Origin of the sequence: Nostoc sp. (assembly GCF_036916985.1) — a bacterium.
In the GTDB taxonomy this organism is placed as follows: domain Bacteria; phylum Cyanobacteriota; class Cyanobacteriia; order Cyanobacteriales; family Nostocaceae; genus Nostoc.
The window spans coordinates 179,118-200,104 of the sequence record NZ_JBALFD010000014.1 but is presented as its reverse complement, the minus strand read 5'-3'; the positions used below and the strand labels follow the sequence as shown (position 1 = coordinate 200,104).

Below are 20,987 nucleotides of genomic sequence, written 5' to 3'. Positions count from 1 at the left end.
TTTCTTTACAGCTATTTTCAGGTAAATAGACCATACCGTAGGGGCACAGAAATACTGTGTCTCCGACTGGGAATGCCTGTCGTTGAGGCTCCGCCTCCCTTGCTGGCGGCAGAGCCGCTAGGAGCCGCATTTCCCGACTCTGGCTAGAAACGAGATTTGAAAAGGGTTTTAGCTTAAGTTGACACTAATGAGCAATGCTGTGCCCTTACGACAGATGTAGTTCAAATACATGAAAACTGCTGTAATTCATAAATCATTTCATTTAGCAACTACATAACCCAACTCTTGCAGCTTTTCTAATACTTTAGTTGCACTTCCAACAACACTTTCTTGGTTAGTTTGACATTCGACTTCAGGATAGAGCGGTATTTCATAAGGATCATCTATACCAGTGAAGTGCTTAATTTCCCCGGCTCTTGCTTTTTTATATAACCCTTTTACATCTCGCTGTTCACAAACCTCTAATGATGCATTAACGTAAACTTCAACAAAAGATGGAATACTTTGGCGCACTTCTTCCCGAATTTCGCGGTACGGTGAAATTGCCGAAACCAATACAATTACATTATTTCTGGTAAGAAGATGAGCTACAAAGCCAATGCGCCGAATATTCTCCTCTCGATCCTCTTTACTGAAACCCAACCCCTTGCATAGGTTTTGACGTACCGCATCGCCATCCAGAACTTCAACTCTGTATCCCTGTATCCGCAATTCCTTCTCCACGAATTTACAGATAGTAGTTTTACCTGCACCACTCAAACCAGTGAACCATACCGTCACACCACAATCTTGTTGTATCATCTTACCTCCGCTTTATACTTAAAATGGCACACCCAAAAAAGCTTTTTAGGTAATTTTTCAGATTCAGATAGCAATTTTATTTTTATAATCTTTTTTAGCAGTAATTTCAGGCGTTGCTTTACAGATGGTGTCAACTTAAGTTGAAACTCCTTTAAAACCTCGTTTCCAGCCAGAGTCGGGAAATGCTGCTCCTGGCGGTTCTGCTGCCAGCAAGGGAGGCGGAGCTTTTAAGATCGCATTCCCAGTCGGAGACTGGGAACGAGACAATATCTAAAAGCTGTTTCTAGGCTTGTTTTCACATTAAGTTGACCGAAACAGTGCTGAGTAACGAGTGCTGAGTAAAAAAAAGTAATAATCGCACTCAGGACAAAAGGTCTGTTCGCGCAGCGTTGCCGAAGGCTAGCCCCTGCCTTTAGGTAAGGAAAAAGAAATAGATATTTATTTCGAGATGCGTGGCGCATATTTAATGCGTCCTTACTTCAATCCCCTAGATTTATCTATGGGGTTACTCAGCACTCCTGAAATCAATGGCTTGGCTCGCAATCACAACATCATTTATTTCATGGAACACTCTTTGACTCATTGTAAGTGAATAACTACGTAACTACATTTTGTTTTACTTCAATATTTAATACATTCAACAGCAATGTTTGTGATGAGCTACACACCTATGCACTTTCTTAAAAGTAACGACAAAATTCGCTTCTATGCAAAGAAATTCTACTGATCCAGCTTGCAAAATATTAAAGTTTTAAGCAAATCATATATTCAGTATATATACAGATTTTATTTGAATAAATAGTTTTTAATATAACAATAGTTTACAAAATCAAATTTAGGGCTAGGAAATTATAAAAACTAAATTCAAAATGTCTGCAAAGTTAGATACAGTGCAGCTTTATCGTGGTATGACCTGCTATCTAGGGAGGATCTCTTTTGGGTTCTGTCTCTGGTGCAGGTTTGTTTATTGACAATGATGGCACGCCAGGTCGTCTTTGTCCTTAATTCTGAGAGATTCGTAGCGAGCGATTTATCGTTCAATTTCAACAAGGCTAAAGCCATTGACTATTTTTGTATTCAACTAAGTCCAAATTTCCCCAACAAAATTTGAAATTTAATTCAACTTATTTATGTTAGCCACCTCTACCACTACTGCCCCAGAAGAGAATAACTTAATTCAGTGTGATGCCGATCAGGGATTTATTTCCTGGCTGAGTCAAGCTGGAGGCTCAGTTGCCATCACCACCTACCAAGCTGGAAAACTGGCAGTTGCGGGCTGGAATGGTCAACAGATAACCATGCTGTTACGCCAATTTTCCAAACCAATGGGGTTAGCAGTTCATGGTTCACGTTTGGCACTAGCTAGCCAGCATGAAGTCTGTTTACTAGCCAATGCTCCCGCATTAGCTTATGAGTTTTTAGAAGACCAGCCCGGACGCTATGATGCCCTTTATCTGCCACGGATGACATATTTTACAGGCGACCTGAACATTCACGACCTGGAATTTGGCAGAGAAGGGCTGTGGATTGTCAACACCCGTTTTTCGTGTCTTTCCACCTTGAGTCCAGACTTTAGCTTTGTACCGCGCTGGCATCCCAAATTTATTTCTGAAGTAGTGCCAGAAGACCGTTGCCACCTGAATGGGCTAGCGATGGTGGATGGCAAACCCAAATATGTGACTGCCCTTGGTGCGACAGATAGCGTCGGTGGGTGGCGACCAGGTAAAGCCAAAGGTGGGGTCGTGGTGGAAGTGGAGAGTAATGAAATTATTGTAGATGGATTATCAATGCCCCATTCCCCAATCTGGCATGACGGATTTTTGTGGCTGCTTAACTCTGGTGCAGGGGAAATATGGCGTATTCACCCAGAATCAGGAGACAAACAGGTAGTCTGTGTGCTGCCTGGATTTCTGCGTGGGTTGTGCTGCGTGGGCTATTACGCCCTAGTGGGACTATGCCAAATTCGGGAACGGCATATTTTCGGAGGGTTGCCTATTACCCAACGGTTTGAGCGGTTACTTTGTGGTGTAGCAGTCGTAGATTTACGAAATGGGCAGCAAGTGGGGATGCTGAAGTTCACCACTGGTTGTCAAGAACTTTATGATGTGCAGTTTCTTGCTGGTGTACAGCGTCCGATGGTTTTGAATCAGGAACGAAAAGAAATCCGCCAAGCATTTACAGCACCAGAGTTGAACTACTGGTTGCGACCGAGTGCGGTGATTCCTAATGACTAGGGAATCTGTTTAATCAGTGCGTAATTGTTGAAATCAAACTTTTAGTTTTTAAGAGAGGTTTTTTCATGACTGAATTCAAAGTCAATAGTTACATCAACAATAGTCAATCTAATTCCACAGTAGCGATAGATCCAAATGGGAATTTTGTTATTTCCTGGCAAAGCTTTGGCCAGGATGGGGATGTCAATGGGATATATGCCCAACGCTACAACAGCACTGGGGTAGCTCAAGGGAGCGAATTCAGAGTCAATAGCACCACTAGCGGCGATCAAAATAACCCCACAATAGCCATAGATGCAAATGGGGATTTTGTCATCTCCTGGACTGGTCAGGATGGGGATGGCAATGGGATATATGCCCAACGCTACAACAGCGCTGGAGTAGCTCAAGGGAGCGAATTCAGAGTCAATAGCACCACCAGTGGCGCTCAAAATAACTCCACCATAGCCATAGATGCAGTTGGGGATTTTGTCATCTCCTGGACTGGTCAGGATGGGGATGGCAATGGGATATATGCCCAACGCTACAACAGTGCTGGGGTAGCTCAAGGGAGCGAATTTAGAGTCAATAGCACCACTGGCGGTAATCAAAATAGCTCCACAGTAGCGGTAGATGCAGATGGGGACTTTGTTATCTCCTGGACTAGCTATGGTCAGAATGGGGAGGATTACTATGGGATATATGCCCAACGCTACAACAGCGCTGGAGTAGCTCAAGGGAGCGAATTTAAAGTCAATAACACCACCACCACCAGCAATTATCCACTTAATCCCACAATAGCGATGGATGCAAGTGGGGACTTTGTTATTTCCTGGCAAAGCCTTGGTCAGGATGGGTCTGGTTATGGAATATATGCTCGACGCTACAACAGTTCTGGGGTGGCTATTGGGAACGAATTCCAAGTCAATAACACTACCATATCCAATCAAAAGAACCCCACAGTAGCGATGGATGCAAATGGGGATTTTGTTATTTCATGGCAAAGCTATAGTCAGGACGGAGATAACTATGGGATATATGCCCGACGCTACAACAGTTCTGGGGTGGCTCAAGGGAGCGAATTTCTGGTCAATGACACCACCACCGATAATCAAAATAACCCATCAGTAGCGATCGCTGCTGATGGGAACTTTGTCATTTCCTGGCAAAGCTTTGGCCAGGATACGGATAACAATGGGATATATGCCCAGCTATACAAGAATAATGGGGCTCCCCCGATAGTCACCTCTGGTTCTGCCTCTGCTCTGACGTACATCGAGAATGCCACTACAGCCATCGATTCAGGCATCACCGTCAGTGATGCAGACTCCGCTAACCTAGCTAGTGCTACTGTCAGCATTAGCAGTGGCTTTATTTCTGCTCAAGACACTCTCGCCTTCAACACTCAAAATGGGATTACGGGCAGCTACAACAGCAGCACAGGTGTTTTAACCTTAACTGGCAGTTCCACCGTTGCGAATTATCAAGCCGCACTGCGTTCCATTACTTATACCAACAGTAGCGACAACCCCAGTACTACACCTCGTAGTATCAGCTTTATAGTTAATGATGGGAGTACTAATAGTACCGTCATTACCCGCAATATTAATATTACGGCGGTTAATGATGCGCCCATTGCTACTGTTACCAACTCTGCTCTGGCATACACCGAGAATGCTACTACAATCATCGACTCAGGTATCACAGTCAGCGATGTAGACTCAGCTAACCTCTCCAGTGCTACTGTCAGCATTACCAGTGGTTTCGCCTCTACTCAAGACATCCTCGCCTTCACTAGCCAGAATGGAATTACGGGCAGCTATAACAGCACCACAGGTGTTTTAACCTTAACTGGCAGTGCCACCGTTGCTAATTATCAAACTGTACTGCGTTCTGTTACTTATACCAACAGTAGTGATAACCCCACTACTACACCTCGTACCATCAGCTTTGTGGTTAATGATGAGAGTACTAATAGTACTACCGTTACCCGTAATATCAATATTACGGCAGTAAACAATGCGCCCATTGTTACTGCCACTAACACTGCTCTGGCATACACCGAGAATGCTACTACAATCATCGATTCAGGTATCACAGTCAGCGATGTAGACTCCGCTAACCTCTCCAGTGCCACCATCAGAATTAGCAATGGCTTTATTTCGGCTCAAGACACCCTCGCCTTCACTAGCCAGAATGGGATTACGGGCAACTACAACAGCACCACAGGTGTTTTAACCTTAACTGGCAGTGCCACCGTTGCTAATTATCAAACTGTACTGCGTTCTGTTACTTATACCAACAGTAGTGATAATCCCACTACTACACCTCGCACCGTCAGCTTTGTAGTTAATGATGGGAGTACTAATAGTACTATCGTTACCCGCAATATTAATATTACGGCGGTGAATGATACTCCTGTTGGTGTTAACGATAGTATCACCACAAACAAAAACATACCTATTATCATTAGCGCTACTACTCTGTTGAGCAATGATACAGATGCGGAAAATGACGTATTGAACATTACTGGCTTCACTCAACCTAGTCAAGGAAGCGTAATTGACAATGGCAACGGTACTTACACTTATACCCCTTCCCAAAACTATTATGGCTCCGACAGCTTTACTTACACTATAAATGATGGGCATGGTGGCAGCAGTACTGCCACCGTAAACTTGACCATTAATCAAATCACCCCTCCGATTAATGGCACTTCAGGTGCAGATAACCTGACTGGTACGGTGAATATGGATATCATCTCAGGATTGCAGGGCAATGACACCCTCCAAGGATTAGGTGATAATGACACCCTTAATGGCGGCGATGGGAATGATTTATTGGATGGTGGTACAGGAGATGATAGTCTTATCGGTGGCAAAGGCAATGACACTTATGTTGTGGACAGCCTTGGTGACACTATTGTTGAAGCCGCCAATGCAGGCACAGATTTAGTCAAGTCTTCAGTGAGTTGGGTGTTGGGAAATAACCTGGAAAACTTAACCCTGACTGGAAGCGACACAATTAATGGTACTGGTAACACCCTTAATAACATCTTAATTGGGAATACTGGCGCTAACAGCTTGAGTGGAGAAGGTGGCAACGATAACCTCTTTGGTGATTCCGGCAATGACACCTTGTTGGGGGGTTCCGGCAATGACACCTTAGATGGAGGTTTAGGATCTGACAGTCTCATTGGTGGACTTGGTAATGATACTTACATCGTAGACAACCTAAACGATACTATTATCGAAGCCTTAAACGCAGGCACAGATTTAGTTAAGTCTTCAGTAACTTTCGTGTTGGCAGATAACTTGGAGAACTTGACCCTGACTGGAACTGCCGCAATCAATGGTACTGGTAACAGCCTTAAGAACATCCTGACAGGAAATACTGGCGCTAACATCTTGAGCGGAGAAGATGGCAATGATAGCCTAATTGGTGGTTCCGGCAATGACACCTTGTTGGGCGGTTCCGGCAATGACACCTTGGATGGAGGTGCAGGGATTGATAGTCTCATTGGTGGAGACGGCAATGACACTTACATCGTAGACAACGCGAACGATGTTATTACTGAATCTGCCAATGCAGGAATAGATTTAGTCAAATCTTCGGTGACTTTTGTGTTGGCAGATAACTTGGAGAATTTGACCCTGACTGGAAGCGGGGCAATCAATGGTACTGGTAACAGCCTTGATAACATCCTGATAGGAAATACTGGCGCTAACTTTTTGAGCGGAGGAGATGGCAATGATAGCCTAATTGGTGGTACAGGCAATGATACTTTGTTAGGCGGTGCAGGCGATGACACCTTGGATGGAGGTGTAGGGATTGATAGTCTCATTGGTGGAGATGGCAATGACATTTACACCGTAGACAACGTTAGCGATATTATTACTGAAGGCTTAAATGCAGGTATAGATTTAGTCAAGTCTTCGGTGAGTTGGGTGTTGGGAGATAACCTGGAGAATTTGACCCTGACTGGAAGCGGGGCAATCAATGGTACTGGTAATAGCCTTGATAACATCCTGATAGGAAATGGTGGCGCTAACTTTTTGAGCGGAGGAGATGGCAAAGACAGCCTCTTTGGTAGTTCAGGTAATGACACATTGTTGGGTGGTGCAGGCGATGATACCTTAGATGGAGGTACAGGGATTGATAGTCTCATTGGTGGAGATGGCAATGACATTTACACCGTAGATAACGTTAGCGATATTATTACTGAAGGCTTAAATGCAGGAACAGATTTAGTTAACTCTTCGGTGAGTTGGGTGTTGGGAGATAACCTAGAGAACTTGACCCTGACTGGAAGCGGGGCAATCAATGGTACTGGTAATAGCCTTAATAACACCCTGATAGGAAATGGTGGTGCTAATACCTTGAGCGGAGGAGATGGTAACGATACCCTCTATGGTAACTCAGGCAATGATACCTTGTTAGGTGGTGCAGGTAACGATCTACTGATTGGTGGAATTGGTCGAGACGTATTGACTGGTGGAACTGGGCAAGATAGCTTCAACCTGGCTAGTAGCCGCACTGGAGGCTATGATATCATCACTGATTTTACTGTTGGAGAAGATACTATCTTCATTTCCAGTACAGAATTCGCACTGGGCCAATCTCAAAATACTACGCTCAATCCTAGCTTGTTCCGACTTGGTACTAGTGCCACAACAACAGGCGATCGCTTTATCTACAATCAAACTACGGGGAACCTATTCTTTGATGCAGATGGGATTGGTAAAGCTGCACAAGTTCAAATCGCCCAGTTCTCGAATAATGCTCTGCTTAGTAGTGCAAATATTACTGTGATTGCCTAACGAAAGCTCAGACAATTAACCTAGAATCAACCTAATATAACGTGAGTTCGACAGACCTCTCCCTGCCTTAAACTAAAGTTCAAGTCTGTCCCTCTCCGAGTCGGAGAGGGATAGGTTTTGCGTAGTAAAACTAGGGAGAGGTCTTTTGGGTGGATGATATGACCAGCCGAACTCACATTAATATAGAGACGCGAAATTTCGCGTCTCTATATGTTTGGGTTAAGGGCTACTGGCAACAATTTTGGGTTTTTGAGACGCGATAAATCGCCGTCTCTACAAGTGTTGTGGAAGGAACACAACTGCAAACCTTTAACTTTCCTCTTGGGTATAACCGTTTTTCTCGCGTTTGAGGCTTTCTTCTAAAGCTTGAATTTGTTCACGTCTGGCTTCTAATTCCAAGGAACGCCGCGCTAAGTCTTGATTTTGCAACGTCAGGGATTGTCGCCAGTGTTCTGCTCGCTCGGCTTCATGCTGCAAAAATTCCGGGGTAATGCCGATGGTGAGGTAGCTTTGTACCAGATGGAGTACCCAGTTCGTGGCATCTTCTATTTTTTCAATATCGCCTGTAGGGGAAAGTTCCACTAAGACAAGCAAGTTTTCACTCATGATCTTTCCCTTTCCCAGAAGAATGAAAGCCTCTTCGGGAATTATCGCCCACAAGTTATCAGCTTCTTGACGCGCCAACAAGCGTAACTGGTGCTGGTCTAAAAAATCGTTTTTACGCACCTGGGCTAGATACAGCATGAAGTCGCTTCGCTCCAATTCAAAATTCAAAATTCAAAATTAATTAAAAAAAATTTAATAAAAAATAAGTGCCAGAATTTATATTTGGATTTTGTTAATTGGTAATGGGTAATTGGGAATTAATAACTCTTCATATTACCCATTACAGTTATCCTAAGTCATGCAGGCGATCGCTACGGCAACGCCTTCAGGCGTATGCGCAAAATTTCTGCTTGTTTTTGTGCTTCTGCTAAGGCTTCCCGCGCTCCTTGTACCACGTCAGCCCTAGCTCTATCTACGAAACTAGGATTGTTTAATCTGGTACTCAGGGATTGAACTTCAGCTTCAGCTTTGCTCAAGCTTTTTTCTAGCTTGGCACGCACAACTTCAATATCTACCACACCGCTGAGAGGAATTAGCACTTGTATTGTACCAATTACACCTGCGATCGCATTTTCTGGTTCTTGTGATTGTTCTAATTCTCTCTGCGGAAAAAATCGGCTCCATAACCTAAGTCTTGCTTGAGCAGTTAGTAAATTTTGGCTAACAAACCAAGCTGTGTAACCAAAACCAACTAGTTCAAAGAAAGTTCCGATGATGGGAATGTCATCAATCGCATACCCCGCAGCTAAACCCAATCTACCAAAGACAATGGCCACAATAATTAAGCCAATTGTCTTCAAACCCCTTTGAGGTTTTTTGGCTGCAACAGTTTGGTTTTCTTGTTTGTCAGTAATGGTTAAAGTCTCAACCTTCGCCAAATCTTTAATATAATCCTGTCCAGCAGTGAGAATTTCCCGCTCCTTTTCACTTTCAGTTTGCAAATTCGCTGTCACTTTTACCCCTGGCTTAATATCCGCTTCAGCGCGCAAATTCCGAATTGTGCGGATAGTAGCAATCAGCAATTCAAACTGTTCTTCTAAGGCTGAATCAATTAAATTTGCATCTATCTGGGGATATATTTGTAACGGTAAAGTTTGCGGGGAATCTGCTGGTTGTTGGGTGAGAGTTTGCCAAATTTCTTCGGTAATATGAGGCATGAAGGGATGAAGTAGTTTTAAAATTCCTTCCAGTATGTAGCCGAGGGTTTGCTGTGCTACCCGCCGCGATACTGGATCGGCATCTGCTTGCAATCTGGATTTCACCAGTTCAATATACTGATCGCAGAAATCACCCCAGATAAATTCGTAGAGTCCTTTTGCTGCTTCCCCTAAACCGTAATTATCGATGTAATTGGTGGTTTGTTTGATAACTTGATGATACCGCGAGATGATCCAGCGATCGCTCAATTCGGTTGCGACTGGGTTCCCCAATTGTTGCGGCGTTTGTCCATCCAAATTCATCATCACAAACCGAGCAGCATTCCACAACTTGTTTGCAAAGTTGCGGGATGCTTCCACTGATGCCGATTCATCTTTTTTGCGATCGTACTCCAACCGGATATCTTGACCCGCACCAGCCACTTCTCTAATTAGGGTATACCGCAGGGCATCAGTACCATATTTGTCAATTAATAACAGAGGGTCAATGCCATTACCTTTGGTCTTAGACATCTTCTGACCTTTTTCATCCAGCACCAATCCGTGGATGTAAACTGTTTGGAAAGGCATTTGCCCAGTAAGATGCCCAGCCATCATAGTCATTCTGGCTACCCAGAAAAAGATGATGTCAAAGCCTGTCACCAAAGTAGTAGTCGGGTAGTAAGTTGCTAAATCCTGAGTTTGTTCCGGCCAGCCCAAAGTTGAAAACGGCCAGAGTCCAGAAGAAAACCAAGTATCTAGCACATCTGGGTCTTGTTCTAGATTGACATTTTCACCAAATTGTGATTTAGCTTTTTCCCAAGCTTCAGTTTCCGATTTCGCCACTACAAAGGGCGTGTTATCGGTAATTTGCCCACCCGTTTCACTGACAGCGTACCAAGCCGGAATTTGGTGTCCCCACCATAATTGCCGAGAGATACACCAATCAGTGAGTTTTACTAGCCAATCACGATAGACCTTTGTCCAGCGTTGGGGGACAAATTCTGGGGAAGTTTGCTGGTCGAGGAATTCGAGAGTGTTGTCAGCTAAAGGGCGAATTTTGACAAACCATTGAGTTGAGAGGAGGGGTTCAATAGGTACTTTACCGCGATCGCTGTAGGGAACGGTATGCTTATAATCTTCTATCTTCACCAAAAAGCCATCTGCTTCTAGGCGAGAAACCACATTTTTTCTAGCAACAAAGCGGTCTTGTCCTTGAAACTCCCCAGCATTGGCGTTGAGAGTACCGTCTTTATTCATAATGTTGATTAACGGCAGATTGTGACGCTTACCCATGTCAAAATCGTTCGGGTCATGGGCTGGAGTTACCTTTACGCAACCTGTGCCGAAAGTGGGGTCAACGAATTCATCGCCAATGATGGGAATTTCTCGTTGTAGAATTGGCAGAGTTAGAGTTTTGCCAATGAGATGTTTGTAGCGATCGTCATTGGGATTAACTGCTACAGCCGTATCGCCCAGCATTGTTTCTGGTCGAGTTGTCGCCACCTCCACAAAACCGGAACCATCGGTAAGGGGATAGCGGAAATGCCAGAGATTTCCATTCACTTCTTGGTTTTCCACCTCCACATCAGACACAGCCGACCCAGAAGCGGGACACCAGTTAACTAAATATTCACCACGATAAATTAAACCTTCCTCGTAAAGGCGAGTAAATGCCTCGACAACAGCTTTAGATAAACCCTCATCGAGGGTAAACCTTTCCCGTGACCAGTCCACTGAGACACCTAAGCGTCGTAGCTGATTCAGAATCGTTCCCTCAGACTCCGCCTTCCATTGCCAAGCGCGTTCTAGGAATTTCTCGCGCCCTAATTCGTAGCGAGTCTTACCCTCTGTTTTGAGTTGCTTTTCCAGCATACCATGCACAGCGATGCTGGCGTGGTCAGTTCCGGGTAGCCATAGGGTATTGCGTCCCTGCATTCGGTGGTAGCGCACGAGGGTATCAATTAAGGCACTTTCAAAGGCGTGACCTATGTGTAAGTTACCGGTGACATTGGGGGGGGGAATGACGATGCAGTAGGGTTCGCCGCCTTTGTTGGGGTCAGCTTTGTAAACTTGGTTGTCTTCCCAGAATTTTTGCCACTTGGCTTCAGTGGAAAAGGGGTCGTAGAGACTGGGGAGATTGGGAATGGTTGCGGTCATGCGGGAAAACTAAGGAAGGACTTTAATAAATTTTGCCATAGGGTTGGAGAGGGATTGATGGAAACGAACCGCAGAGGCGCAGAGAACGCGGAGGGAAGAGAGTTAGGAGAGGATATGAATCGGCTTACGGGTGAGGTGATTGGGGCGGCGATTGAGGTGCATAGGGTGTTGGGGCCTGGATTTTTGGAGGAGGTGTATAAGGAAGCGCTAATTATAGAATTTTTCAGGTGTGGGATACCTCATGTGGTTGAGAAGGGGGTAACAGTAAATTACAAAGGACATGAAGTAGGCAAGGGTAGATTAGATTTTCTGGTTGCCAATTGTCTAATTGTGGAATTAAAAGCTATCCAAAATTTAGCCCCAATCCACGAAGCTCAAGTCCTTTCATACCTTAAAATGACTAATTACCCCTTAGCCCTTCTCATTAACTTTAACGTCCCCCTCCTCAAAGACGGCATCAAACGCATCATCCTCTCTTAATCTCTCTCTGCGCCCTCTGCGCCTCTGCGGTTCGTCCCCTAAACCCATGAAACACCAAACAACCTCCCCTTGGACATTCATCCCCACCCTATATTTCACCTCCGGCATACCTTACATTATCATCAACACAGTTTCCGTAATCTTTTACAAAAAACTCGGAATCGATAACACCCAAATTGCCCTTTGGACAAGCTTTCTCTATCTACCTTGGGTCATCAAAATGTTTTGGGGCCCAATTGTTGATATTTACTCTACCAAACGTAAATGGATAATTTATACCCAATTTGCCATGTTTGGTTGTTTGGGTTTGATAGCCTTCTCGTTACAACTGCCAAATTTCTTTTTCATCTCCCTTGTAGTATTAACAATAGGAGCATTTATTTCTGCAACTTATGACATTGCCACAGATGGCTTCTATCTGCTGGCTTTATCTCCAGAACAACAAGCCTTATTTGTCGGCATTCGTTCACTATTTTATCGAATGGCTGTCATTTTTGGTTCTGGAATATTAGTAGTCTTAGCAGGTCAGCTTGAAGTATATCTCAATAATATTCCTTTAAGCTGGACTATAGCTATTGGCTTCTCAGCTTTAATTTTAGCAATTTTATTTATTTACCATCGCCTAATTTTACCCTTACCCGAATCAGATAATCAACGACAAATACAAGCTAGGGGAAATATACCCTTTTGGTCAATTATTAGCTCATATTTTGCTCAGAATAAAATTATAAATATTTTAGCATTTATCTTACTCTACAGATTTGGCGAAGCAATGCTTGTGAAAATAGCCTCTTTATTTTTATTGGATAAACCAGAAGTAGGTGGTTTGGGACTATCAACGTCAGATGTAGGCTTAGTCTACGGAACATTTGGGGTAATCTCCCTAATTTGCGGAGGAATTTTAGGAGGTTTGTTAATTTCCAAATATGGATTAAAAAAGTGTTTATTCCCTATGGCTTTGGCTTTGAATTTACCTGATATATTCTATGTATATATGGCTTACACTAAACCTTCACTAACATTAGTATATCCCTTAGTTTCATTGGAGCAATTTGGCTATGGTTTTGGATTTACTGCTTTTAGTGTTTATTTAATGTATATTTGTCAGGGCGAATATAAAACTTCTCATTTTGCTATCTCCACTGGCATCATGGCTTTAGGGATGATGCTACCAGGCTTAATTAGCGGTTATCTGCAAAAAACTTTTGGCTATCCTTTATTTTTTATCTTGGTTTGTTTGTTAACTATTCCTGGGATGATTGCTCTGTTTTTTATACCTTTAAAAGAAGAACCTAAGCTTCAAAATAATTAACATTATTACAGTTCATGAGTTATGTTTTGGGAATAGATGGCGGTGGTAGCAAGACTGTTTGTGTCTTGATGGATGATTTGCGTCGAGTGCTAGGTCGTGGTGAAGCAGGCTCATCTAATTATCAGACTATAGGTATTGAAGCAACTTTACAATCTATTCAATCTGCAATTCACAATGCGATTGAGGCAGCAATAATTACAAATACTGTGAATATTGATGCGATATGTATGGGTTTAGCAGGTGTAGGTCGTGCCGCAGATATCGAAGTAGTAAAAGTTTTAGTAAAAAAGTTACAAAATAACAAATATATGCTTATCAATTGGGCATTACAGCCAGCGAATATTGTCATTTGTAACGACGCTTTTATTGCTTTAGTTGGTGGAATTGGTCAGCCTGTAGGAATTGTGGTTGCAGCCGGTACTGGTTCGATAGTTTTCGGACGAAATCATCAGGGAGATACTAAGCGAGTCGGCGGCTGGGGGTATATTTTAGGAGATGAAGGTAGCGCCTATAAAATTGCGATCGCAGGTATGAACGCAGCATTAAAATCTTATGATGGACGGGAAATGTCAACGAGTTTAGTAGAGGCTTTCAAACAGCATCTTGGTTTGGAAAATATAGAAGATTTAATAGAAGTAATATATCGGGGAGAATGGAGAGTTAAACAGATAGCAGCTTTAGCACTAGTTGTAGATTTTGCAGCAGCGTCAGGTGATATAGTAGCGAATATCATAATTGATGATGCTGTAAAAGAGTTAGTAAAAGCTACATCTACAGTAATTGATGCAATTTTTAGTGCTGACTCAGCTTTAGAAGTCGTCACAACAGGAAGTGTGTGGCGCGGTAGATGCAAGATCCATGAGAGATTTTCTGCATCTCTTATTAAGAAGTTTCCTAATGTAAATGTGATTTTTCCGAGGTATGAGCCTGCTTATGGTGCTGGTTTGTTAGCGTTACAGACAACTCAAAATTGACGCGAAGAAAGCAATAATATAAGTTTTCAATCTGCAAATATGCGCCCCAAAAAAGTTACTATTTCAGACCAAGCTGCGGTGGTAGCACTAGAATCATAACGATAACCGTCGTCGCGCATGAATGTATGTTCTGCTTCATACAAGAAAACTTGATGAGGTATGTTAGCATTTTCAATTGCTTTTATTATGGTTTGGCGATCGCTATCTGGTATATGAGGATCAAGAGTACCGAATACCATTAGCATCTCACCTTTGATTTCACTTACTCTCTGGATTGTATCGGCTACCTCTTTACCAAGTTTACCACTGGGAATACCAGTAGGGTAACAGCAAACGCAAGCCCGAATTTCGCTTTGAAATGCGGCGCGAAAAGCTAAATGTCCACCAATACAAAAGCCGAGAGTGCCTATTTTATCTGGAGAAACCGCACTCTCTGTTTTCAGAAATTCAATCACAGCAAGGCAATCGGCATCATAATCAGCTACGGAGGTTCGACGCGCATCGTCATTACCCCGCATCCTTCCCAGATCGTCTGGCTCAATTACTGAACCAACTGGCTCAATTCGGTGAAAAATTTCTGGTGCTGCTACTACATAGCCGTATCCTGCTAAGTAGTTAGCTAGACGAATCATTGGATCGCCTAACTGATATATATCACTGTAGAAGATAATACCAGGGTATTTTCCTGCTGCTTTGGGAGCCGCAACATAAACACGCATTAAGCTGCCATCTACTCTTAATTCAACATTGCGCTTAGTGATTTGCACTTTTTTGTCTCCGTGTTACGCTTGCTGTCATTAGCTTCTACACTATAGCGCCGCAGCATCCGGTTACTTTCAACCCACAATTTGGCGTTCTTTTCCCAGTGAAAGTTTGTTGCGATCGCCTTAATACACCCAGTAAAAGCTGCATCTACAGTAAAGGACTTCTAACAAATAAATTATTCAATCTTGTAGGGTGGGTATTTTGCCCGCCTTTAACTACTAAGCAACCACATATCATATCTTTACGTGTTTGTACACTAGCATTTTATTTATCAAACTCAGTACGATGAAATGACTACTGAGATAAAGTGGTAAAAACTTTTATTTTTAATATTTGGATTTTTTATGAATAATAATCAAAATTTAAAGACAATTTTTTCTTGTAATCCCTTTGAAGTAATTAAACAATACAAAAATAAGCACAAGGGTAAGGATAATAATATTTATAATTCTCAAGAATATAAAGATTTTCAAAACACAGTAAAGCAGCCTTTTATTAACTTTTGTTACTTTATACATCAAGAAATCCCATGTGAAATTGCTGCCAATAATTTTTATAAAATAACATCAGATAAATTAATTGAGATAGATTTTACTATATTAGTATCCCCTTATAAAATCAGTTTGCATAAGTATTTAGATATATTTTCATTATTATATATAGAATTAATAGATACAAGTATAAGAATAAAATTTATAGATAGTGCAGGGGAATTTTTAGCAAGAAATATTGGAGAAAACAATCCTGTAATGATAGCAAATATAATTGCGGAAAATGTTAAAGCGTTTGATTTTGCATATAATGGTGATAGTTGTTATTTTAATCAAAAAGAAATATTAAATTCTTCCCAAGAAGAACTAATTAATAAATTTAAAAAATGGTTTCAATATTATCTTCCCTTCTTTTTACAAGCAGTATCTAAGAAGCCAATAGCTGCTGTTAGTCAATTTATATATAGCTTAGACCAATGTACTGAAGATACTGGAGTTTCCCAACTAGTTATAGAACACTGGATACGCACGATTAATCGTAAATTTCAAGCAGTTTTATATGGTTCACCTGGAACAGGAAAAACCTATCTTGCTGAAAAACTTGCTCAACACTTAATCGCTGGTGGTGACGGTTTTTCCGAACTGGTGCAATTTCATCCAGCATACTCTTATGAAGATTTCATTCAAGGCATTCGTCCTCAAAGCCAAAATGGAATATTAGCATATCCACTTGTTCCAGGAAGATTTTTAGAATTTTGTAAAAAAGCTGAGTCTCGTAAAGATATTTGTGTTTTGATTATCGATGAAATAAACCGTGCAAATTTAGCTCAAGTTTTTGGCGAACTAATGTACTTACTTGAGTACCGAGATAGAGAAATTCCATTAGCTGGCGGTAACAGGTTTCGCATCCCAAAAAATGTCCGCATTATTGGCACAATGAATACAGCAGATAGGTCTATTGCCAATATAGATCATGCGCTATGTCGCCGCTTTGCATTTATCGAACTTCTCCCAAATTATGATGTACTGCGAAGTTATCACCTAAAAACAGGTTTCGCAGTAGAGGAATTAATTAAGATTTTACAGCAATTAAATCAGGCGATCGCAGATAAAAACTACGAAATTGGTATTTCATTCTTTTTAACAGACAACCTCCGTGAAGATATAGAAGATATCTGGCGCATGGAAATTGAACCATATTTAGAAGAATACTTTTTTAACCAGCTAGAAAAAGTAGATCAGTTTCGCTGGGATGAAATAAAAAATAAACTATGGATATAAACCCAGTACAACCAAAAATTATTGAACTTATAGAATACGAAAATAAATCATTTCAGCGTGATGAAATACCTGATTCAGCCGCAGTCGAGTTATATGAAAAATACAAAACGCAAGTAGATATAGAATTTCCTATCTATAAAACGAGAGAACATTGGAAACTGAAAGCTAAAGGATGGGTAGGTTACATTCCTGTAACTCCTGAATTGCATCTAAAAATAAATCCGAAAGTGCCTATCCAAAACCTCTTCGGAATGCTGGAATATGCCTACAATTTCAAAGGTTTTCGCTTTCTCGAAGGGATGATGGACTGTGAATCTCTAGAGGAATTTTATAATAATCTGGCTCAGATATTATCCCATAAAGTTTTAGATCGATGCCGCAAAGGATTATATCGTACTTACTTGCCTAAAACACAGCAGCTTTCTTATGTGCGGGGAAGGCTAGATGTGCAACAGATAATTCAAAAGCCGTGGAATGTTAAACTTAAATGCAATTATGAAGAACATACGGCTGATATTAAAGAAAATCAAATCTTAGCATGGACACTTTATATCATTGGTCGTAGCAGTTTATGTTCAGAAAGAGTATCAACAAAAGTACAAAAAGCTTATCACGCTCTACAAGGATTGGTAACGCTGCAACCTTGTAGTGCAGAAGATTGTATTGCCAGACATTACAATCGCCTCAATCCAGACTATGAACTATTACACAATTTATGTCGATTCTTTTTAGAAAATAGTAGCCCTAGTCATGAGAGGGGAAATTACAAAACCCTACCATTTCTCGTCGATATGGCACATTTATATGAACTTTTTGTTGCAGAATGGCTTAAGAAAAACACGCCACAAAGCTATTTCTTCAAACAGCAACATCCAATAGAAATTAGTCAAAATAGGCACTTCAATATAGATATATTACTGTGTGATGCTGCTACTGGCAAAACAATAGCAGTTTTGGATACAAAGTATAAAGCCCCAGAACTGGCAGGATATACAGATATTCATCAAATGATCAGCTACGCCAACACAACAAAATGCAAGCAAGCCTTTTTGATATACCCCAAAGACTTGACACAGCCACTAGATATTAAAAGTGATCAAATCCAAGTCCGCAGCCTCACCTTTTCCCTAGATGATAATCTCGATCGCGCAGGTCAAACCTTCTTAAAAAACCTTTTTCTCCTAATCCCTTCAGAACCCACACCAATAATTAGTAAAGGGGATAGATGACATTCGCTTGCTGCGAAGCACCCATCCCCGAATAGCTGCCCAGATGATGAACCTGGAATCTATAGTCCGGTATCTAATCATCCAAGTATCGTCCGAGATATGTCGATTGTCACTGGGATAGATACTGATTTAAAAGATATCTACCAAAAGATGCACTGTTGATTAACCCCTTTTTCTCTCTCCCATCGCCAACAGCGCTGTCCCGTAAGCTGCTTCTGTATAAACTGACGCTACTACAGGAATCTGCAAATTACGCGCTCTAATTGCAGTCCAAGTATGATTCGCTGCGCCACCACCAGCAGTATAAACACGGCTCAATTTGTTTGCTCCCATTGTCTGTAATAATTCATACCCTCGCGCTTCTATGCGGGCAATGCTTTCTAACAACCCATGCAGAAATTCCACTGGATTATCTGGGCGTGGTTCCAAGCGTGGGGGTAGATTAGGATCGTTAATCGGAAAGCGATCGCCTACCTTCAACAATGGATAATAATCTAACTCGCTGGCAATTGAAGCATCAATCTCACCGCTAAGGCTTTCTAACTCAGCGTTTGTGAAAAATTGCTTAAGTACTGCACCTCCAGTATTAGAAGCACCCCCAGTCAGCCACAAATCACCCAATCGATGGCTGTAAATCCCATATCTGGCATCTTCTACACGGGTACGACTTAACAACTTTAGTACCAATGTTGAACCAAGGGAAGTCACGCCTTCACCAGGTAATTTTGCCCCACTGGCGAGAAAAGCGGCAATACTATCGGTTGTACCAGCACACACCAGACAATCACGGCGGAAACCGAACTTATCCGCAATTTCAGGGCGCAATTCTCCAATGGGAGTACCAGGTGGTAAAACTTTGGGTAGCTGAATCGATATTTGCAAATTTTCTAGCCATTCTGGGTATTTCAACTCTTCTACGTCATAACCCAGCTTTAAAGCATTATGGTAATCGCTAATACCCAACTGTCCATGTAAGAGAAACGCCAGCCAATCTGCTTGATGCAGGAAATATTTAGCTTCACTAAAAGAGGGTTGTTGCCTCATCCACAAAAGTTTAGCGAGGCTGGAGGTGGCACTCAACACTGTATGATTGGGGGGTGCGATACTCCTCAAATGCTCTAGCACCAATGATCCCCGTGCATCGTTGTACAAAAGTGGTGCATCTACAGGGTTGCCAACAGCATCGACTAGCAAGACAGTGGAAGAAGTACCATTAATTGCGATCGCTTTAATTTTTCGCCGCAATTGGTCAGGTATTTGTTCCACCAGCACAAACAAAGCCTCTTGCCAAATTTTTGGCGTAACGGCGGCTGGTGAGTCCTGGAAAGGATATCGCACCTCAGCTTGAATACAAGAAGCTTCCTCGTCAATCACCACGCCGCGCGCGCCAGATGTGCCGAAGTCGATACCCAAATATAAATTCATATTTTTATAAATTTTTTTAATGGAAAATAAATAAGGACTACTGACTAATAACTGCTTTTGTTGCATCTTGTAACAAGATATTCCACAATCTTGGCAAAACAAGGAAAAGTAGTAAACGAACTGTTCAAAATCTATTCAGGTTAGGAGGTTTTTAGCCATGCCTATCTTAGATACTCTGTACATTGCTCAGATATCTTCTCTCTCAGATACTCAAGTCTACATCGCTCTAGTTGTGGCGCTGATTCCAGGAGTTCTTGCTTGGCGATTAGCCACAGAACTTTACAAATAACGCTCCGATGTGACACAGTTAAAAAGCTAATAATCCTGGCAGTACGGGGTGCAATTTCCAGACTTTATGGCTTTATGTCATAAGTACCTAGAAACCTTGCACTTACGTAAGCCAGGTTATTTTTTAACTAGTGCGACACTTGTAGCTATTTCAAAAAAATGAAGTAATATGACAGCTAAATCAACGTGAGTTCGACGAATCATAATAGTGTCCATCTAAATTAGCCGTAAAAAAGACCTCTAAGAAGGTTTTACTATGCAAAACCGTCCCTCTCCGACTCGGAGAGGGACAGACTTGAACTTTAGTTCAAGGCAGGGAGAGGTTTATCGAACTCACGTTAAATCAAGCATTCAGGAGTGCTGATCTCTGAGTGCTGTTAGCGGTAGCGGGGCGTTTAGCCCGTGCTGAGTTGTAAATCTCACTCAACACTCAGCACTCACAACTCAGCACTCTTCATAGTGCTTCCCTTCACTAAGCGAGGTTATCTTTTAGCATCATGAACGCAATTCAACCGTCCAGACCACCGTCACAACCGATACAAAAACGCCGGGTCAATCCTCGACCAAAGCGGCATCTTCGTCAACGTTCTTACCAGGTGATGGCACTGGAAAGCACAGCCAAAATAGCAGTTAATTTCGTCATTACAGCCGTTGCCGCATCTGCGTTAGCACAACTTTTGCCTTATCATTGGTCACAGCAAGAAAAGTTGCGAGAAATCAGTACTGAAGTCAAGCAGATGGAAGGGCATGTCAATAGTTTACAGGTGGAATTTAGCCGTAACTTCGATCCGCAACAAGCTAAAAGTATTAGACAGCAACAAGGATACCGATTTGATCCCAGCCAGCGTCAGGTGGTGTTGATGAATCAAGATCGCCAAGAATATGAACAAACAGAGTCGTCACCCTAATACAAATAGCGAATTTAGAATTATTTAGGTTTCTTTTGATTCTGGCTATGTATAAACCGGGTGTTAATTTATATTATTGCTAATAAATAATGGTTAAT

General features: G+C 42.0%; 15 protein-coding genes. 9 read left to right on the top strand and 6 right to left on the bottom strand.

Features of this window, described 5'->3' with window-relative positions; genetic code table 11:
• Positions 1-258: 258 nt before the first annotated feature.
• Both cysC and V7L07_RS04455 read right to left on the bottom strand, forming a co-directional pair.
• A complete protein-coding gene (cysC, locus tag V7L07_RS04460) occupies positions 259-801 on the bottom strand; it encodes an adenylyl-sulfate kinase (protein ID WP_335055447.1) in 543 nt (180 codons plus the stop codon).
• Between the two features lie 135 nt (positions 802-936).
• Complete coding sequence (locus V7L07_RS04455) at positions 937-1,068, bottom strand: hypothetical protein (RefSeq protein ID WP_335055445.1); 132 nt, start codon at positions 1,066-1,068, stop codon at positions 937-939.
• Between the two features lie 863 nt (positions 1,069-1,931).
• Between V7L07_RS04455 and V7L07_RS04450 the strand changes: the two genes are divergently transcribed.
• Together V7L07_RS04450 and V7L07_RS04445 are read left to right on the top strand one after the other, a co-directional pair.
• Positions 1,932-3,035 carry a TIGR03032 family protein gene (locus V7L07_RS04450; protein WP_335055443.1) on the top strand — a complete coding sequence of 368 codons (1,104 nt, stop codon included), beginning with the start codon at positions 1,932-1,934 and terminating at the stop codon, positions 3,033-3,035.
• Between the two features lie 65 nt (positions 3,036-3,100).
• Positions 3,101-7,834, top strand: a complete 4,734-nt coding sequence (locus tag V7L07_RS04445) for a beta strand repeat-containing protein (RefSeq protein ID WP_335055441.1) — start codon at positions 3,101-3,103, stop codon at positions 7,832-7,834.
• Positions 7,835-8,143: 309 nt separating this feature from the next.
• Here the strand turns inward: V7L07_RS04445 and V7L07_RS04440 are convergent, their stop codons facing one another.
• A complete protein-coding gene (locus V7L07_RS04440) occupies positions 8,144-8,578 on the bottom strand; it encodes a hypothetical protein (RefSeq protein ID WP_334765813.1) in 435 nt (144 codons plus the stop codon).
• Between the two features lie 173 nt (positions 8,579-8,751).
• On the bottom strand, positions 8,752-11,736 hold the full coding sequence (locus tag V7L07_RS04435; RefSeq protein ID WP_335055436.1) for a valine--tRNA ligase: 2,985 nt from the start codon (positions 11,734-11,736) through the stop codon (positions 8,752-8,754).
• A 57-nt stretch (positions 11,737-11,793) separates the two neighbouring features.
• Here V7L07_RS04435 and V7L07_RS04430 point away from each other — a divergent pair, with 57 nt between their 5' ends.
• Genes V7L07_RS04430 through V7L07_RS04420 form a run of 3 tightly spaced genes read left to right on the top strand, consistent with a single transcriptional unit; the run spans position 11,794 to position 14,502 of the window.
• The gene (locus V7L07_RS04430; RefSeq protein WP_335055434.1) at positions 11,794-12,216 is read left to right on the top strand and encodes a GxxExxY protein; all 423 of its coding nucleotides are present in this window, start codon (positions 11,794-11,796) and stop codon (positions 12,214-12,216) included.
• Between the two features lie 46 nt (positions 12,217-12,262).
• Positions 12,263-13,528 carry an MFS transporter gene (locus tag V7L07_RS04425; RefSeq protein WP_335055432.1) on the top strand — a complete coding sequence of 422 codons (1,266 nt, stop codon included), beginning with the start codon at positions 12,263-12,265 and terminating at the stop codon, positions 13,526-13,528.
• A gap of 14 nt (positions 13,529-13,542) precedes the next feature.
• On the top strand, positions 13,543-14,502 hold the full coding sequence (locus tag V7L07_RS04420) for an N-acetylglucosamine kinase (protein ID WP_335055430.1): 960 nt from the start codon (positions 13,543-13,545) through the stop codon (positions 14,500-14,502).
• Positions 14,503-14,528: 26 nt separating this feature from the next.
• On the opposite strand, the gene V7L07_RS04415 is transcribed toward V7L07_RS04420, so the two are convergent.
• On the bottom strand, positions 14,529-15,269 hold the full coding sequence (locus V7L07_RS04415) for a dienelactone hydrolase family protein (protein ID WP_335055428.1): 741 nt from the start codon (positions 15,267-15,269) through the stop codon (positions 14,529-14,531).
• A gap of 342 nt (positions 15,270-15,611) precedes the next feature.
• Between V7L07_RS04415 and V7L07_RS04410 the strand changes: the two genes are divergently transcribed.
• A complete protein-coding gene (locus V7L07_RS04410) occupies positions 15,612-17,039 on the top strand; it encodes an McrB family protein (RefSeq protein ID WP_335055426.1) in 1,428 nt (475 codons plus the stop codon).
• The gene (locus tag V7L07_RS04405) at positions 17,030-18,268 is read left to right on the top strand and encodes an McrC family protein (protein ID WP_335055424.1); all 1,239 of its coding nucleotides are present in this window, start codon (positions 17,030-17,032) and stop codon (positions 18,266-18,268) included. The genes V7L07_RS04410 and V7L07_RS04405 overlap by 10 nt, the downstream gene beginning before the upstream one ends.
• A 162-nt stretch (positions 18,269-18,430) precedes the next feature.
• Here the strand turns inward: V7L07_RS04405 and V7L07_RS04400 are convergent, their stop codons facing one another.
• Positions 18,431-19,693, bottom strand: a complete 1,263-nt coding sequence (locus V7L07_RS04400; RefSeq protein WP_335055422.1) for an FGGY-family carbohydrate kinase — start codon at positions 19,691-19,693, stop codon at positions 18,431-18,433.
• 190 nt (positions 19,694-19,883) lie between these two features.
• Here V7L07_RS04400 and psaM point away from each other — a divergent pair, with 190 nt between their 5' ends.
• Together psaM and V7L07_RS04390 are read left to right on the top strand one after the other, a co-directional pair.
• Positions 19,884-19,982: a photosystem I reaction center subunit XII gene (gene psaM / locus V7L07_RS04395; RefSeq protein WP_334709783.1), complete on the top strand. Its 99-nt coding sequence runs from the start codon at positions 19,884-19,886 to the stop codon at positions 19,980-19,982.
• 496 nt (positions 19,983-20,478) lie between these two features.
• Positions 20,479-20,889: a hypothetical protein gene (locus V7L07_RS04390; protein WP_335055420.1), complete on the top strand. Its 411-nt coding sequence runs from the start codon at positions 20,479-20,481 to the stop codon at positions 20,887-20,889.
• Positions 20,890-20,987: the final 98 nt, after the last annotated feature.

Bases quoted from the DNA above. Each gene is read 5' to 3' on its own strand.
- V7L07_RS04410 (WP_335055426.1), top strand. From the start codon at position 15,612: ATGAATAATAATCAAAATTTAAAGACAATTTTTTCTTGTAATCCCTTT.
- V7L07_RS04425 (WP_335055432.1), top strand. From the start codon at position 12,263: ATGAAACACCAAACAACCTCCCCTTGGACATTCATCCCCACCCTATAT.
- V7L07_RS04450 (WP_335055443.1), top strand. From the start codon at position 1,932: ATGTTAGCCACCTCTACCACTACTGCCCCAGAAGAGAATAACTTAATT.
- V7L07_RS04445 (WP_335055441.1), top strand. From the start codon at position 3,101: ATGACTGAATTCAAAGTCAATAGTTACATCAACAATAGTCAATCTAAT.
- V7L07_RS04390 (WP_335055420.1), top strand. From the start codon at position 20,479: ATGAACGCAATTCAACCGTCCAGACCACCGTCACAACCGATACAAAAA.
- V7L07_RS04435 (WP_335055436.1), bottom strand. From the start codon at position 11,736: ATGACCGCAACCATTCCCAATCTCCCCAGTCTCTACGACCCCTTTTCC.
- V7L07_RS04440 (WP_334765813.1), bottom strand. From the start codon at position 8,578: ATGCTGTATCTAGCCCAGGTGCGTAAAAACGATTTTTTAGACCAGCAC.
- cysC (WP_335055447.1), bottom strand. From the start codon at position 801: ATGATACAACAAGATTGTGGTGTGACGGTATGGTTCACTGGTTTGAGT.
- V7L07_RS04405 (WP_335055424.1), top strand. From the start codon at position 17,030: ATGGATATAAACCCAGTACAACCAAAAATTATTGAACTTATAGAATAC.
- V7L07_RS04400 (WP_335055422.1), bottom strand. From the start codon at position 19,693: ATGAATTTATATTTGGGTATCGACTTCGGCACATCTGGCGCGCGCGGC.
- V7L07_RS04420 (WP_335055430.1), top strand. From the start codon at position 13,543: ATGAGTTATGTTTTGGGAATAGATGGCGGTGGTAGCAAGACTGTTTGT.
- V7L07_RS04430 (WP_335055434.1), top strand. From the start codon at position 11,794: ATGGAAACGAACCGCAGAGGCGCAGAGAACGCGGAGGGAAGAGAGTTA.